This is a genomic window from Streptomyces sp. NPDC037054, assembly GCF_055606745.1.
Map to the genome: position 1 here is coordinate 182,765 of NZ_JBVJSJ010000013.1, position 24,851 is coordinate 207,615.

The 24,851-nt window shown below is 72.6% G+C and carries 17 protein-coding genes and 1 pseudogene; 5 read left to right on the top strand and 13 right to left on the bottom strand.

Annotation, left to right across the window (positions count from 1 at the left end; genetic code table 11):
- Positions 1 to 154 precede the first annotated feature (154 nt).
- Positions 155 to 988, bottom strand: coding sequence for an SDR family NAD(P)-dependent oxidoreductase (locus tag ACZ7D7_RS27875; RefSeq protein ID WP_470827805.1), 834 nt, complete (start codon positions 986 to 988; stop codon positions 155 to 157).
- A 205-nt stretch (positions 989 to 1,193) separates the two neighbouring features.
- On the opposite strand from ACZ7D7_RS27875, the gene ACZ7D7_RS27880 reads away from it, so the two are divergent.
- Complete coding sequence (locus ACZ7D7_RS27880; protein WP_470827806.1) at positions 1,194 to 2,150, top strand: DMT family transporter; 957 nt, start codon at positions 1,194 to 1,196, stop codon at positions 2,148 to 2,150.
- On the opposite strand, the gene ACZ7D7_RS27885 is transcribed toward ACZ7D7_RS27880, so the two are convergent.
- Positions 2,118 to 3,401 carry a glycosyltransferase gene (locus ACZ7D7_RS27885; protein WP_470827807.1) on the bottom strand — a complete coding sequence of 428 codons (1,284 nt, stop codon included), beginning with the start codon at positions 3,399 to 3,401 and terminating at the stop codon, positions 2,118 to 2,120. The two genes, ACZ7D7_RS27880 and ACZ7D7_RS27885, sit on opposite strands and share 33 nt — an antisense overlap.
- A 176-nt stretch (positions 3,402 to 3,577) precedes the next feature.
- Between ACZ7D7_RS27885 and ACZ7D7_RS27890 the strand changes: the two genes are divergently transcribed.
- Positions 3,578 to 4,195, top strand: a complete 618-nt coding sequence (locus tag ACZ7D7_RS27890; protein ID WP_470827808.1) for a YceI family protein — start codon at positions 3,578 to 3,580, stop codon at positions 4,193 to 4,195.
- A gap of 129 nt (positions 4,196 to 4,324) precedes the next feature.
- On the opposite strand, the gene ACZ7D7_RS27895 is transcribed toward ACZ7D7_RS27890, so the two are convergent.
- Entirely contained in the window at positions 4,325 to 5,683 is a 1,359-nt protein-coding gene (locus ACZ7D7_RS27895; protein ID WP_470827810.1) for a hypothetical protein, read from the bottom strand.
- 90 nt (positions 5,684 to 5,773) lie between these two features.
- Positions 5,774 to 8,797 (bottom strand): glycoside hydrolase family 3 protein, encoded by a 3,024-nt coding sequence (locus ACZ7D7_RS27900; RefSeq protein ID WP_470827812.1) that lies wholly within the window; start codon positions 8,795 to 8,797, stop codon positions 5,774 to 5,776.
- 257 nt (positions 8,798 to 9,054) lie between these two features.
- Here ACZ7D7_RS27900 and ACZ7D7_RS27905 point away from each other — a divergent pair, with 257 nt between their 5' ends.
- Complete coding sequence (locus tag ACZ7D7_RS27905) at positions 9,055 to 10,944, top strand: ricin-type beta-trefoil lectin domain protein (protein ID WP_470827813.1); 1,890 nt, start codon at positions 9,055 to 9,057, stop codon at positions 10,942 to 10,944.
- Between the two features lie 51 nt (positions 10,945 to 10,995).
- On the opposite strand, the gene cimA is transcribed toward ACZ7D7_RS27905, so the two are convergent.
- The 5 genes and pseudogenes from cimA to ureA all read right to left on the bottom strand — a co-directional run bounded on the left by cimA (position 10,996) and on the right by ureA (position 16,906).
- Complete coding sequence (gene cimA / locus ACZ7D7_RS27910; RefSeq protein ID WP_470827815.1) at positions 10,996 to 12,600, bottom strand: citramalate synthase; 1,605 nt, start codon at positions 12,598 to 12,600, stop codon at positions 10,996 to 10,998.
- A 302-nt stretch (positions 12,601 to 12,902) separates the two neighbouring features.
- Positions 12,903 to 13,502: a TetR/AcrR family transcriptional regulator gene (locus ACZ7D7_RS27915; protein ID WP_470827816.1), complete on the bottom strand. Its 600-nt coding sequence runs from the start codon at positions 13,500 to 13,502 to the stop codon at positions 12,903 to 12,905.
- Positions 13,503 to 13,511: 9 nt separating this feature from the next.
- Positions 13,512 to 14,549 (bottom strand): agmatine deiminase family protein, encoded by a 1,038-nt coding sequence (locus ACZ7D7_RS27920; protein ID WP_470827817.1) that lies wholly within the window; start codon positions 14,547 to 14,549, stop codon positions 13,512 to 13,514.
- A 9-nt stretch (positions 14,550 to 14,558) separates the two neighbouring features.
- Positions 14,559 to 16,229 (bottom strand): annotated as a pseudogene (locus ACZ7D7_RS27925) (urease subunit alpha).
- Complete coding sequence (ureA, locus tag ACZ7D7_RS27930) at positions 16,226 to 16,906, bottom strand: urease subunit gamma (protein WP_470827818.1); 681 nt, start codon at positions 16,904 to 16,906, stop codon at positions 16,226 to 16,228. The pseudogene ACZ7D7_RS27925 and the gene ureA overlap by 4 nt, the downstream one beginning before the upstream one ends.
- A gap of 146 nt (positions 16,907 to 17,052) precedes the next feature.
- On the opposite strand from ureA, the gene ACZ7D7_RS27935 reads away from it, so the two are divergent.
- A complete protein-coding gene (locus ACZ7D7_RS27935) occupies positions 17,053 to 18,513 on the top strand; it encodes a cytosine permease (protein ID WP_470827819.1) in 1,461 nt (486 codons plus the stop codon).
- Between the two features lie 107 nt (positions 18,514 to 18,620).
- Here ACZ7D7_RS27935 and ACZ7D7_RS27940 read toward each other — a convergent pair whose 3' ends face one another.
- Positions 18,621 to 19,709 carry a branched-chain amino acid aminotransferase gene (locus ACZ7D7_RS27940; protein WP_470827820.1) on the bottom strand — a complete coding sequence of 363 codons (1,089 nt, stop codon included), beginning with the start codon at positions 19,707 to 19,709 and terminating at the stop codon, positions 18,621 to 18,623.
- Between the two features lie 247 nt (positions 19,710 to 19,956).
- Positions 19,957 to 21,000 (bottom strand): 3-isopropylmalate dehydrogenase, encoded by a 1,044-nt coding sequence (locus tag ACZ7D7_RS27945; RefSeq protein WP_470827821.1) that lies wholly within the window; start codon positions 20,998 to 21,000, stop codon positions 19,957 to 19,959.
- 144 nt (positions 21,001 to 21,144) lie between these two features.
- On the opposite strand from ACZ7D7_RS27945, the gene ACZ7D7_RS27950 reads away from it, so the two are divergent.
- Positions 21,145 to 22,719 carry a purple acid phosphatase family protein gene (locus ACZ7D7_RS27950; RefSeq protein WP_470827822.1) on the top strand — a complete coding sequence of 525 codons (1,575 nt, stop codon included), beginning with the start codon at positions 21,145 to 21,147 and terminating at the stop codon, positions 22,717 to 22,719.
- A 15-nt stretch (positions 22,720 to 22,734) separates the two neighbouring features.
- On the opposite strand, the gene ACZ7D7_RS27955 is transcribed toward ACZ7D7_RS27950, so the two are convergent.
- Together ACZ7D7_RS27955 and pruA are read right to left on the bottom strand one after the other, a co-directional pair.
- Positions 22,735 to 22,866 (bottom strand): hypothetical protein, encoded by a 132-nt coding sequence (locus ACZ7D7_RS27955; RefSeq protein WP_010048656.1) that lies wholly within the window; start codon positions 22,864 to 22,866, stop codon positions 22,735 to 22,737.
- Positions 22,867 to 23,183: 317 nt separating this feature from the next.
- Positions 23,184 to 24,815, bottom strand: a complete 1,632-nt coding sequence (gene pruA, locus ACZ7D7_RS27960; protein WP_470827824.1) for an L-glutamate gamma-semialdehyde dehydrogenase — start codon at positions 24,813 to 24,815, stop codon at positions 23,184 to 23,186.
- Between the last annotated feature and the right edge of the window lie 36 nt (positions 24,816 to 24,851).

Genomic DNA, 24,851 nt, shown 5'->3' on the forward strand with positions numbered 1-24,851 from the left:
GTCGACTCCGTACAGTCTCGGGCCCGTTTTCCTGGTAGCCCTGAACAGAACCATGGAGCCATGCAGCCGTTCCGACTGCTCAGAGGGCCTGCCGGTTGTAGGGCTCTCACAAAGGCGTCGGCCTGAGAGTCGTCTCACATCGTGAGCGTCCGAGTCAGCCGAAGCGGTGAAGCAGGCGCCGGAAGACCCTGGGCGCGAGGCCCCGCACCCGGCCGGGCAGGGTCAGCCAGCCGGGTACGTACACGTCGTCGCGCCCGGTCCCGACCGCGTGCCACACCGCCCCGGCGACGCGGTCGGGTGTCGTGGGGCGCGGCCGGGAGCGCAGGTACGGGGTGCCGCGCCGGGCGAAGAAGGGGGTGTCCACCGGGCCGGGCACGACCAGCGTGACGCCCACGCCGGTGCCGCGCAGCTCCTGCCGCAGCGCCTCGGCGAACGCGGCGAGACCGGCCTTGGCGGCGGAGTACACCGCCTCGTGCCGCACGCCCACGCTGCCCGCGACGGAGCCGATCAGCACGACGCGTCCCCGGCCGGCCGCCACCATGGCGGGCAGGACCTCGCGCACCAGGTGCATCGTGGCGGCGAGGTCGACGGTCAGGACGCGGTCGATGTCCGTGTGGGCCATCGTCGTGAAGGGTCCCGCCCAGCCGATCCCGGCGCCCGCGACGAGCACGTCGACGCGTCCGGCGGCGCGCAGCGCGGACTCGGCCAGCAGGCGCGGCCCGTCCGGTTCGGCGAGGTCGGCGGGGAGCACGACGGCCGGGCGGCCGGCGGCCGTCTCCGCCAGGCGGTACCGGTCCCGGCCGCTGAGCAGCAGGTGCCAGCCGCCCGCGGCGAAGCGGCGTGCCGTGGCGGCGCCGATCCCGGAGGACGCACCGGTCACCAGCGCGACGCGGCTGTCCGCGCGCGGGGGCGGGGCCGTGAGGGGCGCGACGGCCGCGGGGCGGACATCGGTGGAGCCCCGGTCGTGGGTGGGGCCGGTGGGGGTCACGGTCGGTCTCTCCCTGCGCTGTGCTGCGGCCTGGTGCCGAGGGTGTTCTGCGTGTCCCGGCCTCCTTCCAGGACATCGCTTCCCCCGGCTCCGGGCCACCGCTGCGCGCGGTGCGGCCATGCGGGCGTACGGCGGTGCGGGCGGCCGTGCGGGCCGGGGGCGGCCGGGATACCAAGGAGGGGTCCCGTCCGGCTCTCGTGGCGAGGTGACCGTCGTCGTGCCGATCGCCGTGCTCGCGTCGCTCGCCGCCGGGCTGTGCTTCGCCGGGGCCGGGGTCCTGCAGCAGTGGGCGGCGGGCGCGCGGCCGGACGAAGAGGCGCTGTCGTGGCGGCTGTTGGGCCGCCTGGCCCGGGAGCCGCTGTGGCGGTACGGCATCGGGCTCGCCGTCCTGGCCTACGGATTCCAGATGCTGGCGCTGGCGTTCGGCCCGCTGAGTCTCGTACAGCCGTTGATCGTCGCGGAGTTGGTGTTCGCGGTGCCGCTGTCGGCGCGGCTGCACCGGATGCGGCTGGGGCGCCGGGAGTGGTTCGGCACGCTCGCGGTGGCCGTCGGCCTGGCCCTCGCCCTGGCCTCGGCGCGCCCGCACGGCGGCCGTCCCGGCTCGGCGGACCTCACGTCCTGGCTGCTGGTGGTGGGCGCGACGGCGGCGCTGGTGTGCGCGGCGCTGGCGGTGGGGCGGTCGGTCACGGGGCCGTGGCGGGCGTCGGCGACGGCGCTGGCGGCGGGGGCGGTCATGGGCACCCAGTCGGTGCTGCTGGCGGCGACGGTGGAGCACCTGCGGCACGGGCTGCTCGTGACGCTGGCCGCCTGGCAGACGTACGCGCTGGTCCTGGCCAGTGCCGGCGGGCTGCTGCTCATCCAGAGCGCGTTCCAGCAGGGGCCGCTGGCGGCGGGCATGACGGTGATCGACGCGACGGAGCCGGTGGTCGCGGTGACGGTCGGCACGCTGGTCTTCGGCGAGGCGATCCACACGGGGTGGCCGGTGAGCGCGGTGACGGCGGCGGGGCTCGCCCTGGTGGCGGCGGGCATCGTCGCCCTGGACTCGTCTCCCCTGATCGCGGCCCTGCACGGCGCTGCGACCGGGCGGCGGCAGCTCCTCGGCCCGCACCCGGTGGACCCGGGCGGCCCGTCACGCGGCCCGGGGCGGCGCCCACCCCGGTGAGCGTGCCGCCCCGGTCCACACCGGCAGCAGGTCCTCCGCCAGCACCCGGTCCCAGGTCGGGTGGGTGGTCCTGGCCGTCGCCGTCGCCCGGTGGCCGGTCGCGGTGCGCAGGCCGGGGCGGTCGACGAGGGCGCACAGGGCGTCCGCCCACGCGTCGGGGTCGTCGTGGCGCACGACGATGCCGTCGCGGCCCGGTTCGGACAGCCAGCGGGTGGTCGCCGCGCCCTGCGGCAGGACGACCGCGAGGCCGCTCGCCATCGCCTCGGCGACGACGTTGCCGCAGGTCTCCGTGCGGGACGGGAAGGCGAAGACGTCGCAGCCCGCGTACACGCGCGCGAGGTGTTCCTGCGGGAGCCGGCCGAGCAGGGTGACGTCGGCGCCGAGGGTGCGCCGGACCGCTTCGGCCTCCGCGCCCGTGCCGGCCAGCACCAGGTGGGCGGCCCTCCCCCGGTCCCGCAGCAGGCGCATGGCGGCGGCCAGCAGCGGCAGGCCCTTGGACGCGTCGAGGCGCCCGGCGAACAGCACCAGCGGCCGGTCGGCCGGGACGCCGTACTCGGCGGTGAGCCGGGCGCGGGCCGTGCCGTCGGGCCGGAAGCGCCGGTGGTCGACGCCGCGGCGCAGCGGGCCGACGCGGTGGGGGCCGAGCAGGGCGGCGAGTTCCGCGCGGCCGTCCTCGGTGGGGACGAGGACGGTCTCGCAGTGGTGGAGCAGCCGGTCGCGCCGCCGCCGGGTCCAGGCCTCGGCGCGTGCGGCGAGCGCGTCGCCCACGGGGCCCTGCGCGGCGGGCAGCAACCGGTCGGCGAGAGAGCGGCTGTAGACGGAGGCCAGCGCGGGCACGTCGGTGTGCACGGAGGCCACGAGGCGCGGCCCGCTCACGCCCCGGCGGGCGGCGGCGGCGCGGGCGAGGCGGGTGGCGGTGGCGGCGTACGCGAAGTCGTGGGTGAGGTGCCAGACGTCGTGCCGGGGCAGCAGGGCGGCGAGGCGGGGGTGGTGCGGGGCGAGGTCGGTGACGTCGACGGCGGCGTCGGCGCGGGTCAGGGCGGCGGTGCTGAGCACGGGACGCAGGGCGACGAGGCGCACGCGGGGCGAGAGGTCCTCGACGCGTTCCCGCTCGCCGAGGAAGTAGACGGTGAGGTCGAGGGCGGGCGCGTCGAGCCGGGCGGCGCTCTCCGCGAACCGCTCCCAGCACTTCACGTGGCCGCCCGACGTGCGGTTTCGCACCAGCTCGACCAGGACAGCGACCGAGGTCACGAGCACCGGGTACCACCCGGGACGGGCGATTCAACCGAAAAGTTCGCCGACACTCCCAGAAAGGTTGAACTTTGAACGGAATAGCTCTACGGTCGAAGTCGTTGGCATCGTTGAATGTTCAACAGAAACAGCCGCGGTACCCGTCTGAACCGTGGCCCGTCCCCCAAGGAGCAGTCATGGGCATCTTCGGCCGCAAGACCACCGACACCGAGACCGTCGCCACCGCCACCGCCCCGGCCCCGGTGAACCCGGACCTCGCCGCCCTCACCGGCGAGTACACGATCGACCCGTCGCACACCACGATCGGCTTCGTCGCCCGGCACGCGATGGTCACCAACGTCAAGGGCAAGTTCCTCGACTTCAGTGGCTCGCTGCGGCTCGACGGCACCGACCCGGCGCGCTCGACGGCCTCCATCGACGTGAAGATGGACAGCATCGACACCGGTTCGGCGGACCGCGACGGCCACCTGAAGAGCTCGGACTTCTTCCGCACGGACGAGTTCCCGACGGTGACCTTCCGCTCCACCAAGGCGGAGGCCCTCGGCGGCGACGACTACCGCATCACCGGTGACCTGACGATCCTCGGCACGACCCGGCCGCTCACCATCGACCTGGAGTTCAACGGCGCCGCGAAGGACCCGTTCGGCAACGAGCGCGTCGGCTTCGAGGGCAAGGCCGAGATCCTGCGCTCCGAGTGGGGCCTGACCTGGAACGCGGCCCTGGAGACCGGTGGCGTCCTGGTGTCCGACAAGATCAAGCTGAACTTCGACATCTCGGCGATCCGGAACGCCTGACGTTCCCCCCGGCGGCCCGACGGCCGCCACCCGAGCGCGCCCGCTCTCTGCCTCCCCCGCAGACGGCGGGCGCTCGCCCGTCCCGGCCGCGCACACCCGGCCGCACCCCCACCGCGAGGCCCCGGGGCGTCAGAAGCCTCCGCCGAAGTCCCCGCCCCCGCCTCCGCCACCGAAGTCGCCGCCCCCGAAACCACCGCCGCCGAAGTCCCCGCCGAAGTCGCCCGAGTCGAAGTCCGCACCGGAGACGTCGCCGCCCTCGTGGCCGCCGAAGTCGCCGTACCCGGCGCCGTAGTCGGCCGCGTAGGCCGGGCCGGCCATCATGCTGCCGAGCATCGTGCCGACGAGCAGCCCCGGCAGCATGCCGCCGCCGAAGTAGCCGCCCGCCCAGGGGCCGTACGCCGGGCCCGCGTCCCAGTACGGGCGGCGGCCGTCGACGGTGTCGACCTCGCGCACCATCGGGTCGCGGCCGTCGGCCAGCCGGGCGCGGTCGGCCGCGCAGACCGGGACCTCGCGGGTGGCGCCGCCCGGCGGGGTCCACGTGGCGTCGGCCACCGACGGGCCGTGCCGCGGGTCGAAGAAGCACGGCGGCCGGCGTTCCGGCAGCGGCCTGTTCTCGCGGCGGGCCGTGAGCCGGGCCAGCGCGAAGCGTCCGTCCTCCAGCGCCTGGGTGACGCCCCGCACCTCCTCCGGGTGCCGGGCGGCGGCCATCAGGGTCTTGGCCTGGTCGTAGGCGTCCAGGGAGTGCTCGTAGTCGGCGCGCATCGCGTCGTCCGCGCCGGGCTCCGAGGGGTGGAAGTCAAGTCGGTCGAGTTCCTCGCCGAACGCCGTGATGTCCTCGTCCACGACCACGCGCAGCTTCTCCAGCGCCGCCCGCTGCTCCTCCTCGTGCCGGCGCCGGTTGCGCCGGGCGATGGCGTACGCGCCGGCGCCGCCCGCGACCAGCACCGCGCCGGTGGTGACCAGCGCGGCCGTCGGCACGCCGTCGCCGCCCTCGCTCCAGGAACTGGGCGCGGTGCCGTCCACGCTGCGGATCGCGTCGTCCACGAAGTCGTTCAGCTGGGCCTTGGTGTCGCCCGCGTCCCGCACGGCCGTGACCAGGTTGCGCACGCCGTCGCGGCCGAGGACCGCGCTGTCGGCGCGCGCGTCGAAGCGGTCGCCGAGGCGGATGCCGTACAGGCCGGTCACGCCGGTCTCGGTGCGCAGGTTCTGGAAGAGGTTCGCCGTCGGCTGGTCGGCGGGCAGGACGGCGACGAAGACGGGCTTGTCCGCGTCCTCGATCTTGTCGGCGAGCGCCTCGGCGTCCGACGCGGACAGCAGGTCGGAGGCGGCGGGATCCACGTAGACGGGACTCTCGCGCAGTGCGGCGGCGATCCGGGAGACATCGGTGGCCGCGTGCGCCCCGGGCGCACCGGCCATCAGCACCGCCAGGACGGCGGCGACCGGCACGATCAGCAGGCGTACGAGGGTACGCACCATTGCGCCCTTCATACGTTCGAAAGTACCCGAATCAGGGCGGAAACGGGCGTCGGGCCCGGCGGGGATTTCCCCGCCGGGCCCACGCCTGCGTGTACCGCCGGGTCACGCGGCCCGGTAGGCCTCCGCCAGTTTCGCGACGGCCGCTCCGTACCGGCCCGTGAGCAGCAGGTGGTCCGCCTCGGCGAAGGGCTTCGCCACCGCCGCCGTCAGGTGTCCGTCGGCCTTCTGCTGGACGATCAGCCGGGCCTTGGTGACCAGTGCCCGCCCGGCGGACTCGGCGCCCGCGCGCTCCGCGGCCGTCGCCGCGACGCCCAGCGCCTTCAGCGTGGCCGCCCCGCCCCGCGGCGCCTCGGTGCCGGTGGTCAGGCCCCAGCCGTAGGGGAACTGCGGGTCGTACGCGCTGTCGCCGACGTTGATCGGGAGCTGCGCCTGCGTCTTGGGCCACGTGACGGGGAGCTGCCCGGTGAAGGGCCGCCTGCCGTAGAGGACGTCGGCGACGCCGTCGCCCTCCGTGCCCGGGAGCCAGGACGCGACGAGGGCGTCGATGGCGCCGAGCCGGTCGCCGAGCAGCTGGGGGCGGCCGGAGACGACCAGCACCACGCACTTCATGGCGCCGCACACCGTGTCGACCGCGGCCTTGTCGGCGTCGGACAGCTCCAGGTCGTGGCCGTTGCCGACGTCGCCGACGCCCTCGGCGTACGGGGTCTCGCCGACGACGACCACCCCGACGTCGTGCCCGGCGCGCGGGGCGGAGGCGTCCTTGGAGTACGTCAGGCCCGGGGAGTGCTTGCGCAGCGCCTCCAGGACGGTCGTGCCGGGGGTGATGTCGCCGGAGGCGCCCTGCCAGGTGACGGTCCAGCCGCCGGACTGGTTGCCGATGTCGTCGGCGTTGGAGCCGGCGACGTACACCTTCCGGTCCTTCTTCAGCGGCAGCAGGCCGCCGGCGTTCTTCAGCAGCACCTGGGACTCGGCGACCGCCTCGCGGGCCACCGCGCGGTGTCCGGCGGAGCCGATGCGGTCGGCGCCGCTCGTGTCGGCGTAGGGCTTCTCGAAGAGGCCGAGGCGGAACTTCTGCGTGAGGATGCGGGACACGGCGTCGTCGACGCGCTTGTCGTCGACGCGCCCGGCCCGCACCTCGTCCACGAGCGTGGCCCGGAAGTTCTTGTACTCGTACGGCACCATGATCATGTCGAGGCCGGCGTTGACCGAGGTGCGCACGTCGGAGGCGTAGTCGCCGGGGATCTGGTCGATGGCCTGCCAGTCGCTGATGACGAAGCCCTCGAAGCCCATGCGGTCCTTGAGCACGCCGTTCAGCATGTCGGCGCGGGCGTGCATCCTGACGGGGCCCTTGCCGTCGCCGACGAGGTCGAGGGAGGAGTACGACGGCATGACCGTGCCGACGCCGCGCTTCACCGCGTCGTGGTAGGGCGCGAGGTGGACGGCCTCCAGCTCCTGCCGGGTGACCTTGGTGACGCCCTGGTCGATGGTGTACGAGCCGGTGGTGGAGGAGCCGTACTCGGTGCCGCCGTCGGCGACGAAGTGCTTGGCCGTGGCGAGCACCTTGTCGGAGCGGTCCAGGTCGCGTCCGTCGGCGTGGCCCTGGAGGCCCTGGATGACGGTCTCCATCGACTCGACGAGCGCCGGGTCCTCGCCGAAGGCCTCGTAGGAGCGGCCCCAGCGTTCGTCGCGGGTGACGCAGAGGCAGGGCGCGAAGTCCCAGGGGACGCCGGTGGCGCGCACCTCGGCGGCGGTCACCGCGCCGGTGCGGCGGGCGAGTTCGGGGTCGCGGGTGGCGCCGATGCCGATGTTGTGCGGCATGATCGTGGCGCCGACCAGGTTGTTGTGGCCGTGCACCGCGTCCACGCCGTAGATCAGCGGGATCTGGAAGCGGGTGGCCTGCGCGCGCAGCTGGTAGCCGTCGATCATCTTCGCCCACGCCTCGGGGGTGTTGGGCGAGGGGGTGGAGCCGCCGCCGGACAGCAGCGAGCCGAGGTCGTACGCCGCGATGTCGCCGGGGGCGGTGAGCGCGCCGCGCTCGGCCTGGGTCATCTGCCCGGCCTTCTCCTCCAGGGACAGCCGGGAGACGAGGTCCGCGACGCGCTTCTTCACCGGCAGCTTGCTGTCCAGGTACGGCAGTCCGTGCGCGTTGACGACGACCCGCGGCGTCTCGGCCGGGGCCTTGGCGCCCGTCACGGTCAGCTTCAGCGGGATCGTCTCGGCGGACTCGGCCGGACCGTCCTTCAGGGTCGGCACCTCGACGGCGCGGGTGGTGCCGGAGGCGGTGCCCGCCGGGAAGGTGAGCGTGCCGCTGACCGGGGTGTAGTCCTCGCCTGGCTCGGCGCCGCCGGTCGCGGCGGTCTCGTAGGCGACGGTGACCGGCTCGTCGAGCGGGGCCTCGCCGGTCGTGGCGACCCGGATCTCGACGGACGCCGTGCCGCCCTCCTTGACCGGGTGGACGGCGGCGCCGGTGGTGACCGCGGCGCGCAGCGACTGGTCGGCCCGGCCGTACAACTCGACGGCGTCCATCGCGAAGTCGCTCTTGAGGCCGGTGGGGAGGGTGACGGCGTAGCCCCACATCTCGGTGAGGCCGAGGACCTGGTCGATGCCGCCGACCGGTTGGTAGTCCGTGCGGTAGGTGAAGTCGGCGAAGGGGATCTCGATCTGCTTCCAGCCGGTGAAGTCGTCCGTGAAGGACGTGGTCCACAGCTCGGAGGCCTCGCCGTGCGCGCCGCCGTCCTTGAGTTCGAAGGCGATCTTCTTGCCGGTGTCGCGGCCCTCCCACCAGAAGCGGATGCCGCGGTGCGCGGACCAGTCGCGGGCGGGCCCGGCGGCGGCGTAGTCGTGGGTGAAGCCGCCGTAGCCGCTGATGTCGTAGGTGCCGGTGAGCACCTTGTCGCCCTCGGGGGCGTCGTCGCGGGCGGTCAGCTCCAGGGCGGGCGGGTCGTCGGTGTCGCCGCCCCAGGTGAACAGGCCTTCCGCGGGCTGGCTCGCGAACGGCACCTCGCCCTCGAAGCGGTCCACCGGGACGGGGGCGGGGTCGTCGGCGCCGACCGCCTGCGTGGCCGCGGTGAGCGGCAGCAGGGTGGTGAGGAGTGCGGCGGAGGCGAGCAGGGCGGTTCTTCGCATGGACCTTCCCTCGGCTCTCTTGGTCGTTGCATGGTCGACCACAGTCATCTCATGACTTAGATCAGGGCGTGAGTTAACTGGTGCGGCGTGTTGCCGTCAAGGCTTCACACCGGAACCGGTACATCCCCAAGTCACGGCCGGATTCACGGGGTTGGCCCTTCGACAAGTGAACACGCGCCCTCTTGACGGCCCTTCGCCGGCGTCATTTACTCACGGCTCGCACGCCTCCCACTCCCCACTCAGAAGGGCGGCGCTCCATGCGGAGATCCACCAGACCCCCCACCCGGACGCTCGGCCTGCTCCTGGCCGGGCTGCTCACCACGGCCGGTGTCACCGCGGCCGGCTTCACGAACGCAACGCCCGCGCGGGCCGCGGGCGAACAGGTGACCGCGCACCTCACGACCACCGACGACACCGGTGGCCGGCACGTGGTGCGGGGCCTGCAGCCGCAGACCCCGTTCGCCTTCCAGGCCGGTTCCGGCGGCAGCGGCGAGAACATCACCGTCGACGAGAACACCCGCTACCAGAGCTTCACGGGCGGCGGCGCGTCCTTCACGGACACCGCGGCCTGGCTGATGGACGGCAGCGGGGCGCTGTCCCAGGCCACCCGCGACGCGACCATGCGGAAGCTGTTCTCGCCGACGGACGGCATCGGCCTGTCGTTCCTGCGCAATCCGATGGGCGGCTCGGACCTGGCGCGGTTCGGCTACACGTACGACGACATGCCGGCCGGGCAGACCGACACCGACCTGTCGGAGTTCTCGATCGCACATGATCTCCAGGACGTCGTGCCGCTGACGAAGCAGGCGAAGCAGCTGAACCCGGCGCTGACGGTGATGGCCTCCCCGTGGACGGCGCCGGCCTGGATGAAGGACAGCGGGCAGCTCAACGGCGGCTGGCTGAAGGCCGAGCACTACGGGACGTACGCGCAGTACTTCGTGAAGTACGTCCAGGCCTACCAGGCGCAGGGCATCCCGATCTCGTACGTCACCGCGCAGAACGAGCCGACCTGCTGCGCGGGCTATCCGTCGATGAGCTGGAACGCCTCCGGTCTCGCCTACTTCACGAAGAATGAGCTGCTGCCGAAGCTCCAGGCGGCCGGCCTGTCCACGAAGGTGCTGGCGCACGACTGGAACTGGGACACCTACGACGCGTACGCGGCGCAGACGGTGGACGACGCGGCGGTCCGCTCGCACCCGAACTTCGGCGGGATCGCCTGGCACGGCTACGGCGGCGACGTCGCCAAGCAGACGGCCGTGCACAACCAGTACCCGCAGCTGGACGCGTTCGGCACCGAGCACTCGGGCGGCACGTGGATCGCGAACCAGCAGCGCGAGGACATGATGAACATCATCGACTACACCCGCAACTGGGCGAAGTCGGTGACCAAGTGGTCCCTCGCGCTGGACCAGAACCGGGGTCCGCACAACGGCGGCTGCGGCACCTGCGACGGCCTGATCACCGTGCACAACGGCGACAGCCGGCACGGCCAGGTCGACTTCACCATCGAGTACTACACGATGGGCCACCTGACGAAGTTCGTGAGGCCGGGCGCGCAGCGCATCGCGTCCACCGCGTCCTCGGCGGTGCCGAACGTGGCGTGGCGCAACCCGGACGGCTCCAAGGCGCTGATCGCGTACAACGACGCGTCGAGCGCGAGGACCGTCACGATCAACTGGGGCGGCCAGCACGCCACTTACTCGCTGCCGGGCAAGACCTCGGCGACCTTCACCTGGTCGGGAACCCAGTCCGGCGAGTCCGGCCGCTCGGGTGCCTTCGTCGGCCTGGCGGGCAAGTGCCTGGACGTGGCCGGGGGTTCGGCCGCCAACGGCACGCCCGTGCAGCTCTACGACTGCAACGGCTCGGCGGCGCAGCGCTGGACGGTGCAGGCGGACGGCTCGGTCCGGGCGCTCGGCAAGTGCCTGGACGTGACGGGCGGTTCGACGGCGGACGGCGCGAAGGCGCAGCTGTACGACTGCAACGGCACCGGCGCGCAACGCTGGTCGTACAACGCGTCCACAGGTGACGTGGTGAACCTCGCGGCCGACAAGTGCCTGGACGTCACGGACAACTCGTCGGCCAACGGCGCCCGCGCGCAGATCTGGAGCTGCACGGGCGCCGCCAACCAGAAGTGGCGGTTGCAGTAGCGCCGCCGGGGCCGGCCGGGTGGGCGGGCCTGCCGTCGCGGCGGGCGGACCCTACTCGGCCGGCTCCACCCCGGCCCGCAGCAGGCCGTAGGTGTAGGCGTCCTCCAGGGCCTGCCAGCTCGCGGCGATGACGTTCTCCGCGACGCCGACCGTGGACCACTCCCCCGTGCCGTCGGACGTGGAGATCAGCACGCGGGTGGTGGACTGGGTGCCGTGCTTGCCCTCCAGGATGCGGACCTTGTAGTCGACGAGCTCCAGCTTGGCGAGCTGCGGGTAGATCTTCTCCAGGGCGACGCGCAGCGCCCGGTCCAGGGCGTTGACCGGGCCGTTGCCCTCGGCGGTGGCGACGATGCGCTCGCTCTTGGCCCACAGCTTCACGGTGGCCTCGTTGGCGTGGCTGCCGTCGGGGCGGTCCTCGACGATGGCGCGCCAGGACTCGACCCGGAAGTACGTCAGCGGCCGGCCCTCGGCCTCGGCGCGCAGCAGCAGTTCGAAGCTCGCGTCGGCGGCCTCGTAGGTGTAGCCCTTCAGCTCGCGTTCCTTGACGCGCTCGACGACCCGGCCGACCAGTTCGCGGTCGTCGCCGAGGTCGATGCCGAGTTCCTTGCCCTTGAGCTCGATGGAGGCGCGGCCGGCCATGTCGGAGACCAGCATCCGCATGGTGTTGCCGACCTGCTCGGGGTCGATGTGCTGGTACAGGTCCGGGTCGACCTTGATCGCGGAGGCGTGCAGTCCGGCCTTGTGCGCGAAGGCGGAGACGCCGACGTAGGGCTGGTGGGTGGAGGGCGTGAGGTTGACGACCTCGGCGATGGCGTGGGAGATGCGGGTCATCTCGCGCAGCCGGCCCTCGGGCAGGACCCGCTTGCCGTACTTGAGCTCCAGGGCGGCGACGACCGGGAAGAGGTTGGCGTTGCCGACGCGCTCGCCGTAGCCGTTCGCCGTGCACTGCACGTGGGTGGCGCCCGCGTCGACGGCGGCGAGGGTGTTGGCGACGGCGCAGCCGGTGTCGTCCTGGGCGTGGATGCCGAGCCGGGCGCCGGTGTCGGCGAGGACGGTGGCGACGACGGCCTGGATCTGCGCGGGGAGCATGCCGCCGTTGGTGTCGCACAGGATGACGACGTCGGCACCGGCCTCGGAGGCGGCGCGGACGACGGCCTTGGCGTAGGCGGGGTTGGCGCGGTAGCCGTCGAAGAAGTGCTCGCAGTCCACAAAGACGCGGCGGCCCTGCTCGCGCAGGTGGGCCACGGTGTCGCGGACCATGGCGAGGTTCTCGTCCAGGCTGGTGCGCAGGGCGAGCTCGACGTGCCGGTCGTGCGACTTGGCGACCAGCGTGATCACTTCGGCGCCGGAGTCCAGGAGCGCCTTGACCTGCGGGTCCTCGCTCGCCTTGGCGCCGGCGCGGCGGGTGGCGCCGAACGCGACGAGCTTGGCGTGCCGGAACTCGATCTCCTTCAGGGCACGGGCGAAGAACTCGGTGTCGCGCGGGTTCGCGCCGGGCCAGCCGCCCTCGATGAAGCCCACGCCGAATTCGTCCAGGTGCCGGGCGATGGCCAGCTTGTCCGCGACGGTGAGGTTGATGCCCTCGCGCTGCGCGCCGTCGCGCAGGGTGGTGTCGAAGACGTGGAAGGAATCGTCGAGCTCGCTGGTTGCGGTCATGATCTGAAGGCTCCTGATATGGGATCTCGGTCTACCGGAATGACCGGTTCCACCGCCCCTGTGATCCTCGCGCTCGTCTCCCGGCTTGTGGTGGGCCGGGAAACAGAAAAACCTCTCGCGGGTGCGAGAGGTCAGCGCGCGGGTCGAGGACGACGGTGTCCGCCCGTACCTGGTCGTACGTGGCGGTCACTGCGGACCGGCGCGCCTGCTGCCAATAATCATGGCGAACGAGAGCACGGGGGCAGTCTGGCACAGAAGGGACCGTTGCCCACGGGGTGTCTCAGGATGCGGGCGGTGCGTGATCATCCCTCGACGAGGAGCTGCTCGGCGAGGAACTCCTGGACGTGTCCGAGGACCTGCTCCCGGCCGGTGCCGCGCAGTCCGATGGCCACGTGGATGGAGAAGCCGTCGAGCAGGGCGCGCAGCCGGGCCGCGAACCGGTCGGGGTCGACGGCCCGGAACTCGCCGTGCGAGACGCCCTCGGCGAGCAGGGCGACGAGGTCGCGGTGCCAGGCACCCTCGATGGCGGCCTGCCGGTCGCGGGCGTCGTCCTCGGCGTTCTGCGAGCGGTTCCACACCTCCAGCCACAGGGTCCAGTGCGGGTCGCGGTGGCCGTCGGGGACGTACAGGTCGACGAAGGCGTCCAGGCGCTCGCGGGCGGTGCCCGTGCGGATCAGCAACCGGCCGCGCTCGGCGCCGAGGCGCCCCTCGCTCCACTCCAGGGTCTGGAGCAGCAGCTCGTCCTTGGAGTGGAAGTAGTACAGGAGGTGGCCGCTGCTCATGCCGACCTCGCGGCCGAGCGCGGCCATGGTGAGTTTCTCCAGGCCGCGATCGGCGATCATCTCCATGGCGGCGGCGAGCACCCGCTCGCGGGGCGGGGCGTTCTTCCGCGCACCGGCCATCGACGGCTCCTAAGTCCTGGGCTGCTGCTGGGTGATGCAGTGGATGCCTCCTCCACCGGCGAAGATCGTACGCGCGTCCACGAGGGTGACCGTCCGGTTCGGGTACAGGCGGCGGAAGATCCCGGCCGCGATCTCGTCGCGCGGATCGTCGAAGGCGCACAGGACGACGCCGCCGTTGCAGACGTAGTGGTTGATGTAGGAGTAGTCGGCCCAGTGGCCGTCGGCCTCCAGGACGGTCGGGGCGGGCACCTCCACGACCTCCAGGCGGCGGCCCCGGGCGTCGGTCTGCGCCCGCAGCAGGCCGATGACCTCCTGGGTCACCTCGTGGTCGGGGTGCGCCGGGTCGGGCTGGTGGTGGGCGACGACGACGCCGGGCGCGGCGAAGGCGGCGACGATGTCGACGTGCCCGAGGGTGCCGAAGCCGTGCGGGGGGTAGTCGCCGGTGAGGCCGCGCGGCAGCCAGATCGCCTTGCGGGTGCCGAGCTGGGCGTGGATCTCGGCCTCGACGCGCTCCCGGTTCCAGCCGGGGTTGCGCTCGGGGCCGAGCTGCACGGTCTCGGTGAGCAGCACGGTGCCCTCGCCGTCGACGTGGACGCCGCCGCCCTCGTTGACCAGCCGCGAGGGGTACGTCCGCGCCCCCGCGAGGTCCGCGACGTGCGCGGCGATCTTCGCGTCGTGCTCCCAGCGGGCCCAGTCCTGGGCGCCCCAGCCGTTGAACACCCAGTCGACCGCGGCGAGTTCACCGGCGCCGTTGGTCAGGAAGGTCGGCCCGATGTCCCGCATCCAGGCGTCGTCCAGGTCGCGCTCGACGGTGTCGACGTCCGCGCCGAGCAGGGCGCGCGCCGCGGCGGACTGCCCGGGGCCGCACACCACGGTCACGGGCTCGAAGCGGCGGACCGCACGGGCGACCGACGCCCAGGCGCGGCGGGCGGCGGCCAGTTCCTCCGGCCCTTCGAAGGTGGCGTTGGCGCCGGGCCACGCCATCCAGGTGCGTTCGTGCGGGGCCCACTCGGCGGGCATGCGGAAGCCGTCGGCGGCTGCGGACATGACGGGTCCTTAGAGGAAGTAGAGGCGGTTGAGGGTGACGGAGTCGGCCGGTTCGGAGCGGACGGGTTCGCCGTCGAGGGTGACGAGGCCGGTGCGCTGGTCGACGTCGACCTGTCCGGTACGGGAGTTGAGCCGCAGGTCGGCCGGGCCGATGCCGCGGGTGCCGCGCACGGCGACCCGGCGGCGGCGGGTCGGCATCCGGTCGCCGCCCTGGTCGAGGGCGGCCCGCGCGACGAAGGCGACGGAGAGGTCGGCGGGGGTGGCGCCGTGCGCGCCGAACTGCGGCCCGAGGACGAGGGGTTCGCAGGTGTCGGTGGCGGCGTTGGGGTCGCCGGTCACCCCGTAGGCCGGGAAGCCGGACTTGAGGACGAGCTGCGGCTTGGCGCCGAAGTACTCGGGGCGCCACAGCACGATGTCGGCGAGCTTGCCGGCCTCCAGGGAGCCGACCTCGTGCGACAGGCCGTGCGCGATCGCGGGGTTGATGGTCAGCTTGGCGATGTAGCGCAGGACGCGCTCGTTGTCGTGGTCGTCCGGGGCGCCGAACTCGGCCTTCATCTTCCCGGCCATGGCGAAGGTGCGGCGGACGGTCTCGCCCGCGCGGCCCATGCCCTGCGCGTCGGACGAGGTGATGCCGATGGCGCCCAGGTCGTGCAGCACGTCCTCGGCGCCCATGGTCCCGGCGCGGATGCGGTCGCGGGCCATGGCGGCGTCGCCCGGCAGGTCGGTCTTCAGGTCGTGGACGGAGACGATCATGCCGTAGTGCTCGGCGACGGCGTCCCGGCCGAACGGCAGGGTGGGGTTGGTGGACGAGCCGATGACGTTCGGCACACCGGCCATCTTCAGCACGTTCGGGACGTGTCCGCCGCCGCAGCCCTCGATGTGGAAGGCGTGGATGGTGCGGCCCTCCAGCACCCGGAGGGTGTCCTCCACGGACAGGCACTCGTTCAACCCGTCGCTGTGCAGGGCCACTTGGACGTCGTGTTCCTCGGCGACGCGCAGCGCGGTGTCCAGGGCGCGGGTGTGGGCGCCCATGTCCTCGTGCACCTAGAAGCCGCTCGCGCCGCCCTCGGCCAGCGCCTCGACGAGCGGCGCCGGGTCGGAGGACGAACCCCGGCCGAGGAAGCCGATGTTGACGGGCCAGGCGTCGAAGGCGTTGAACGCGTGCCGCAGCGCCCAGGGCGAGTTGACGCCCACGCCCCACACGGGACCGAACTCCTGGCCGACGATCGTGGTCACGCCGGACGCCAGCGACGCCTCCATGACGCGCGGCGACAGCAGGTGGACGTGCGTGTCCACGGCCCCGGCGGTGGCGATCAGGCCCTCGCCGGACACGATGGACGTGCCGGTGCCGACGACGACGTCCACGCCGTCGAGGGTGTCGGGGTTGCCGGCCCGCCCGATCGAGCAGATCCGGCCCTCCCGGATGCCGATGGACACCTTGCGGATGCCCAGGGCCGCGTCGATCACGACGACGTTGCTGACGACGACGTCGCAGGTCTCGCGGACGGCCGCGGCCTTCAGGTGCAGCCCGTCGCGGGCCGTCTTGCCGAACCCGGCGAGGAACTCGTCGCCGTGCCGCTGCGCGTCGGACTCGACGCGGATCACCAGACCCGAGTCGCCGAGCCGGACGCGGTCGCCGGCGCGCGGGCCGTGGGTGGCGGCGTACTCGTAGGGGTTCACTGCGCGGCTCCCAGATATCCGCAGGCGGCGGCCCTGCGCAGGGCCTCTTCCTTCGCTCCCGGCGCGTCCAGCGGCCCGTCGACGAGTCCGGCGAAGCCGATGGCGATCCGGTCGCCCCCGATCGGCAGCAGCCCGACCTCCACGCTCTGCCCGGGCCCGAACCGGACGGACGACCCGGCGGGCACGGCGAGCCGCATGCCGTAGGCGCGCTCGCGGGGGAAGTCCAGCCGCGGGTTGGCCTCGAAGAAGTGGAAGTGGGAGGTGACGGAGACCGGCACGGTCGCGGTGTTGGTGACCGTCAGCCGCACCGCCGGCGCGGGTTCGGTGTGTTCGGGGCCGGGCAGCAGCGCGCCCGGGGCGTCGTCGCCGAGTCCGCCGCCGATGGGGTCGGCGACCACGGCCAGCCGGGAGCCGTCGTCGAAGACGGCCTCGACGTGCACCTCCGTGACGACGTCCGCGACGCCGGGCAGCACGTCGTCGGGGCCGAGCACGGACCGGGCCCGTTCGACGGCCTCCGCGAGCCGCGCCCCGTCCCGGGCCGCCTCGCACACCGTGTCGGCGATCAGCGCGGTCGCCTCCGGCACGTTCAGTCTCAGGCCGCGCGCCCGGCGCGCCCTGGCCAGCTCGGCCGCCCCGAAGAGCAGCAGCCGGTCACGTTCCGTGGGGGTCAGTCTCATGACGCGGTCACCTCCTTGCCTGCCTCCGATTAGAGCATCACTCTAAACCGGAAATCAGCAAGCTGACACCATTGACGGATGCACTCCGAGAACCTCACATTGAACGGCACTCAAACACAAGCCCGGCCGTCGAGGGAGACCCAGCCATGCCCATGGAACAGCGCGGAGTCGACACCATCCCCGAGGAGGAACGCACCAGCGGCCCACGGGACCTCGTGACGATCCTGCTCGGCTCCAACCTCTGCCTGGGCGTGATCGTCTTCGGCTGGCTGCCGCCGTCCTTCGGCCTGGACTGGTGGGCGTCGGTCGGCTCGGTCGTCACGGGCACGGTGGTCGGCACGGTGCTCACGGCCCCGCTGGCGCTGATCTCCCTGCGCACCGCGACGAACCTGTCCACCTCGTCGGGCGCCCAGTTCGGCGTGCGCGGCCGGCTCGTCGGCTCGGTCGTGGGCCTGCTGCTCGCCCTCGGCTACACGGCCCTGACCGTGTGGATCGGCGGCGACGTGATGCTGGGCGTCCTCGCCCGGCTCACCGGACTGCCGGTGAACGGCGTGACGTACGGACTCGTGTACGCGCTGCTCGCCGCGGCGACCGTCGCGGGCGCCGTGTACGGCTACCGCGTGCTGCTCGCGATGTCCCGCGTGCTGGCGTTCGGCATGACGGCCCTGCTGCTCCTCGGCGTGTTCGCGTACGCCCCGCACTTCACGACCGGGGCGCTGCCCGAGGCCGGCGGCTACCTGCTGGGCGGGTTCTGGCCGACCTGGCTGCTGTCGGCGGTGGCCGCGGGACTGTCCGGACCGATCGCCTTCATCACGCTGCTCGGCGACTACACCCGCTACATCTCACCGGCGCGGCACTCCTCGCGCCGCGTGCTGCGCGCGACCTGGCTCGGCCTCATGCTCGGCCTGCTGGTGCCCCAGCTCTTCGGCACCTTCACGGCGTTCGCCGCGCGCGCTGCCCTCGACTACGCCGGACCGCTGGTGGACGCCGCGCCCGGCTGGTACCTGCTGCCGCTGCTGCTCGCGGCCACGGCGGGCTCGGTGGGCAACGCCGGTCTGATGCTCTACTCGATGGGCCTCGACCTGGACGCGATCGTGCCCCGCGCCTCCCGCGCCACGGCCACGTACACGGTCGCCGTCGTCGCCACGGCCTGCGTCTTCGTCGGGCACTACGCCTCGACGGCGCAGGACGCGATGACGTCGTTCGTCCTGCTCCTGACGGCGATCGGCACCCCTTGGGCGGTGATCACGCTGATCGGCTTCGCCCGCTGCGGCGGCGTCTACGACGCGGAGGCCCTCCAGGTCTTCAACCGCCGCGCGAAGGGCGGCGTCTACTGGTACACGCGCGGCTGGAACGTCCCGGCGACGGTGTCGTGGGCGCTGGGCGCGGTGACCGGCCTGCTGTCGGTGTCCCTGCCGGAGTACGAGGGTCCGTTGCTGTCCCTGACGGGCGGGGTGGACGTGAGCTTCCTGCTGTCGGGGGCGGTGGGGGGCTTGGCGTATGTGCTGCTGACGCCGACGGGGGCGACCCCACGAGCCGAGGTGAGTTCATCCAGCCCGCCGTGGGGGTCCCCGCGCTCGAGCGAAGTCGAGAGTGGGGGAGTTTGAGGACGAGGCCCTTCGGGGCCGAAGCGGGGGTCCGGGGGCGGCGGCCCCCGGCGGGACCGGCACCAGCGAGGGGTGCCTTCACAACGCCGGGGTCGCCAAGCCCACCGTCAGGCCAACGTCCGCATCCACCCGTGCTTGTCCTCGGCCGTCCCCCGCTGAATGTCCAGCAGAGCCTGACGCAGTCGGGCGGTCACCTCACCCGGCTCACCGCCACTCTGCTGCCACTCCGCCCCGGCCCGCTTGACCGTGCCGACCGGGGTGATGACGGCGGCCGTACCGCAGGCGAAGACCTCGGTGAGGCTGCCGTTCTCGGAGTCGCGCTGCCACTGGTCGACGGAGACGCGCTCCTCCACGGCCTCGTAGCCGAGGTCGCGGGCGACGGTGAGCAGGGAGTCGCGGGTGACGCCCTCCAGGATGGACCCGGTCAGGGCCGGGGTGACGATCTTGTCGCCGTACACGAAGTACAGGTTCATCCCGCCGAGTTCCTCGACCCACTTGTGCTCGACGGCGTCGAGGTAGCAGACCTGGTCGCAGCCCTTGCGGGCGGCCTCGGCCTGGGCGAGCAGGGACGCGGCGTAGTTGCCGCCGGTCTTGGCGTCGCCCATGCCGCCGGGGACGGCGCGGACGCGGTCCTCGGAGACCCAGATGGAGACCGGCTTGACGCCGCCGGGGAAGTAGGCGCCGGCGGGCGAGGCGATGACGAGGAACAGGTACTCGCTCGCGGGCTTCACGCCGAGGCCGACCTCGGTGGCGATCATGAACGGGCGCAGGTAGAGGGACTCCTCGCCGCCGTGCGCCGGCACCCACGCCTGGTCCTGCTGGACGAGGGCGTCGCAGGCGGCGAGGAACGTCTCGACGGGCAGCTCGGGCATGGCGAGGCGGCGGGCGGAGCGCTGGAAGCGCTCGGCGTTCTTCTCGGGGCGGAACGTGGCGACCGAGCCGTCGGGCCGGCGGTAGGCCTTGAGGCCCTCGAAGATCTCCTGCGCGTAGTGCAGCACCGTGGTGGCCGGGTCCAGGGAGATCGGCGCGTACGGGACGAGCTGGGCGTCGTGCCAGCCGCGGCCCTCGGTCCACTTGATCGTCACCATGTGGTCGGTGAAGTGGCGGCCGAAGCCGGGGCTGGCCAGGATCGCCTCGCGCTCGGCGTCGGCGAGCGGGCTGGCGGAGGGCTTGAGCTCGATCGTGGGCGTCGTCATGGGTTGATGTCCTTCACCGGTTGTAGTGACGGGCCGCGCTCGCGCCTGTACTGCCAGTGGCCAGTGCTAGGACGTCCGAGCATTCCCTCATTCCGCGGCTCCGCGTCCGATTATCGCAAGCGGAAACCGCGGACGAAACGGCGTGAATGCGGCCCAGGGGTCGATGGTCCCACCCGGCGGCGAACATGCGAAAGCCGCCGGGTGCGAGCGCCCCGGCGGCTTCGAAGGTGAATCGAGCGGCGCGGGGTCAGCCGGCTACTCGTACGGCGAGCGCGTCGCCGATCTCCGAGGTGCTGCGGGCGGGCCCGCCCACGCGCTCGGCGAGGTCGGCGGCGACCGCGTCCTCGATGCGGGTCGCCTCGGCGTCCAGGCCGAGGTGGCGCAGCAGCAGGGCGACGGACAGGACGGTGGCGGTGGGGTCGGCCTTGCCCTGTCCCGCGATGTCCGGGGCCGAGCCGTGGACGGGCTCGAACATGGACGGGAAGTCGCCGGAGGGGTTGATGTTCCCGCTGGCGGCGACGCCGATGCCGCCGGAGACGGCCGCGGCGAGGTCGGTGATGATGTCGCCGAAGAGGTTGTCGGTGACGATCACGTCGAACCGCTCGGGCTGGGTGACCAGGTAGATGGTCGCCGCGTCGACGTGCATGTACTCGGTGGTGACCTCGGGGAACTCCTCGGCCACCTTGTTGAAGATGTTCGTCCACAGGTGGCCCGCGAAGGTCAGCACGTTGTTCTTGTGGATCAGCGCCAGCTTCTTGCGGGGGCGGGCCTGGGCGCGGGCGAAGGCGTCGCGGACGACGCGCTCGACACCGAAGGCCGTGTTGACGGAGACCTCGGTGGCGACCTCGTGCTCGGTGCCCTTCCTGATGGTGCCGCCGTTGCCGGTGTACGGGCCCTCGGTGCCCTCGCGGACGACGACGAAGTCGATCTGCGGCTCGCCCGCGAGCGGGGTCGCGACGCCGGGCAGCAGTTTGCTCGGCCGCAGGTTGACGTGGTGGTCGAAGGCGAAGCGGAGCTTGAGCAGGAAGCCGCGCTCCAGGACGCCGGACGGCACGGAGGGGTCGCCGATCGCGCCGAGCAGGATGGCGTCGTGCTGCTTCAGGGCGTCGAGGTCGGCGTCGGTGAGGGTCTCACCGGTGGCGTGGTAGCGCCGGGCGCCGAAGTCGTACTCCTTGGTCTCCAGCTTCACATCCTGCGGGAGGACGGCGGAGAGGACCTTCAGGCCTTCGGTCACGACCTCCTGGCCGATGCCGTCACCGGGGATCACTGCGAGATTGATGCTGCGAGACATGCGGGGCACCCTACTCCTCGTCCCATGGGATGACACGGACCGTCCGCGATGCGGACACCCGCGCGCGGGACGCCTCCCGTCGCGTCGACCGCCGTTCACCCGTACGTACGACGGGTGTTGGCCGGTGCTGGGAAGTTCACTGCCATGGACATCCCCGACTTCGGCATCCCGCCCGCGCTCGCCCGCCGCATGAGCATGGCGGAGCAGCACGAGTACCTGCGGCTGCGGCTGACCCGGCGCCGGACGCTGGTGACGGCGGGCGCGGTGGCGGGCGGACTGCTCGCGGGCTGTTCCGACGGGTCCGGGCGGAGCGGCGCGACGACGTCCCCGTCGCCCACCGCGACCCCGTCGACCGAGGTCTCCGGCGCGGTGATCTCCCCGTTCGGCCGGCATCTCGCCTTCGGCGCCGACCCGATGACCCAGATGCGGATCTCCTGGCAGGTGCCGCTGCCGGTGCGCCGGCCGTACGTGCGGGTGGGCCTGCGCCCCGACGACCTGGACCGGCGGATCCCGGCGGAAGTGCGCGACCTGCGTACGCCCGAGCTGGGGGCCGTGCGCCCGGCGGTCGAGCAGTACTACGTGCACGCGGCCCTGGACGGGCTGCGCCCCGGCACGACGTACTGGTACGGCGTCGGCCACGACGGCTTCGACCCGGCCGCGGCCCCGCACCGCTCGACGGTCGCGTCCTTCCGCACGGCGCCCGCGACGCCGCCGGACCGCTTCGTGTTCACGGCGTTCGGCGACCAGGGCGTGGGCGCGGAGGCGATGGCCAACAACCGTCTGCTGCGGCGCCAGGACCCCGCCTTCCACCTGCACGCGGGCGACATCTGTTACGCCAACTCCAAGGGCAGGGGCGAGAAGTCCGACGCCTTCGACGCCTCCCAGTGGGACCGGTTCCTGAAGCAGACGGAGCCGGTCGCGCGGTCGGTGCCGTGGATGGTGACGACCGGCAACCACGACATGGAGGCCTGGTACTCGCCGGAGGGCTACGGCGGCCAACTGGCCCGGTTCTCCCTGCCGGACAGCGGTTTCGACCCACGCCGGGCGCCGGGGGTGTACGCGTTCCGGTACGGCAACGTCGCCGTCGTGGCGCTGGACGCGAACGACGGGTCGTACGAACTGCCCGCCAACCGCGGCTACACGGACGGACGGCAGACGGCGTGGCTGGACCGCACGCTGAAGGAGCTGCGGGCGGCGCCCGAGGTCGACTTCGTGGTGGTCTTCTTCCACCACTGCGCCTACTCGACGTCGACGCACGCCTCGGACGGCGGGGTCCGCGCCACGTGGGTGCCGCTGTTCGCCCGGCACCGGGTGGACCTGGTGATCAACGGCCACAACCACGTCTACGAGCGGACCGACGCGATCCGGGACGGCGAGGTCGGCAGGCAGGTGCCCGTCGGCGGGTCGACCGATCCGGCGCGGGACGGGATCGTGTACGTGACGGCGGGCGGCGGCGGCAAGGACCTGTACGGCTTCCCGACGGGCGTCAAGGAGAGCTACGAGGGCGACGTCGCCGACCGCGAGTCGGTCGACACCTTCCGCTGGACCGCGTCGCGCGGGACCAGGCCGGAAACGGTGGAGTGGTCCCGGGTCCGCTACCGCGGCTTCTCCTTCCTCAGGGTCGAGGCGGAGTCCGGCGCGGCACCCCGGCTGGCGGTGTCGGCGCTGACGCCGGGCGGCGAGCGCATCGACCACTTCGAGGTGCGGCGCGGCGGGTGAGGACCCGGGGCGGGCTCAGTGCCCGGTGGATCCGCCGTTGTCCCTGCGGTCCAGGGCGCGCTGGAGGGCGGCGGCGGCGTTCTTGCGGTCGGACTCGCTCGTGCGGGACACGTGGCGGACTCGGCGGCGGACGGTCGTCTCGGCCATGGGAGATCGACTCCTTCGACATCACGGAGTGCGGAAAGGGGGTATCGAGACGCCGGAAGGGGCGGGGAGCGTCGGACCGCAGGGGTTGCCTGCGCGGGCCCGGCTCACGACCGCCATTCGCTGGATCGAGCGAGACGTTCGGCTCCTACAAAAGTAGGCGAGGACCGCGCCGCTGTCTCCACAATTACTTGGGCTTCCTACTATCTGAGACAGTGCGGTGCCTCACACGGCCCCGACCTGCGGTTTCTCCGTCAACGCGAAGGGCCGGGCCGCCTCCCCGGAGGGAAGCGGCCCGGCCCGTACGGCCGCGGGGCGGATCAGCCCATGTGCGGGTACGTGTAGTCGGTCGGCGGGACCAGCGTCTCCTTGATGGCGCGGGTCAGGGTCCAGCGCATCAGGTTCTGCGGGGCGCCGGCCTTGTCGTTGGTGCCGGACGCGCGACCGCCGCCGAAGGGCTGCTGGCCGACGACGGCGCCGGTCGACTTGTCGTTGATGTAGAAGTTGCCGGCCGCGTAGCGCAGCTTCTCCATCGTGTGGGCCGCCGCCGCGCGGTCGTTCGCGATGACCGAGCCGGTGAGGGCGTAGTCGGAGACCGACTCCATCTGCGCCAGCATCTCGTCGTACTTGTCGTCCTCGTAGACGTGCACGGCGAGGATCGGGCCGAAGTACTCGGTGCGGAACACCTCGTTCTCCGGGTCGTCGCACTCGATGACGGTCGGGCGGACGAACCAGCCCTCCGAGTCGTCGTAGGAGCCGCCCGCGACGATCGTGCAGGTCGGGTCCTCCTTGGCACGGTCGATCGCGGCCTTGTTCTTGGCGAAGGCACGCTCGTCGATGACGGCGCCGATGAAGTTCGACAGGTCGGTGACGTCACCCATCCTGATGCCGTCGACCTCGGCGGCGAACTCCTCCTTGAAGCCGGAGTTCCAGATCGAGGCGGGCACATAGGCGCGGGAGGTCGCGCTGCACTTCTGGCCCTGGTACTCGAAGGCGCCGCGGGTCAGCGCCGTCTTCAGGATCGCCGGGTCGGCGGACGGGTGCGCGACGAGGAAGTCCTTGCCGCCGGTCTCGCCGACCATGCGCGGGTAGGTGCGGTACTTCTCGATGTTGTTGCCGACCGTCTTCCACAGGTACTGGAAGGTCTTGGTCGACCCGGTGAAGTGGATGCCGGCGAGGTCGCGGTGCTCGAGGGCGACCTTGGAGACCTCGATGCCGTCGCCGGTGACGAGGTTGATGACGCCCTTGGGGAGCCCCGCCTCCTCCAGCAGCCGCATGAGCAGCACGGCGGCGTGGGTCTGCGTCGGGGACGGCTTCCACACGACGACGTTGCCCATGAGGGCGGGCGCGGTCGGCAGGTTGCCGGCGATGGCCGTGAAGTTGAACGGCGTGATCGCGTAGACGAAGCCCTCCAGCGGGCGGTGGTCGAGGCGGTTCCACACACCCGGGGAGTTGGCCGGGGGCTGCTCGGCCAGGATCTGGCGGGCGTAGTGGACGTTGAAGCGCCAGAAGTCGACGAGCTCGCAGGGGGTGTCGATCTCGGCCTGCTGGGCGGTCTTGCCCTGGCCGAGCATGGTGGAGGCGGCCAGCGTCTCGCGCCAGGGGCCGGCCAGCAGCTCGGCGGCGCGCAGGATGATCGCCGCGCGGTCGTCGAACGACATCGCGCGCCAGGCGGGGGCGGCGGCCAGCGCGGCGTCGATCGCGTCCTGGGCGTCGGCCTGCGTGGCGTGGCGGAAGGTGCCGAGGACGGCCTTGTGGTTGTGCGGCTGGACGACCTGGAAGGCCTCGCCGCCGCCCATCCGCCGCTCGCCGCCGATGGTGCAGGGCAGGTCGATCGGGTTGTCGGCCAGCTCCTTGAGCTTGGCCTCCAGTCGGGCACGCTCCGGCGAGCCGGGGGCGTAGCCGTGCACCGGCTCGTTGACGGGGGTGGGGACCTGGGTCACAGCGTCCATGGGTTCCGTAACTCCTTGTTGAGCGGGTGGGTGGGG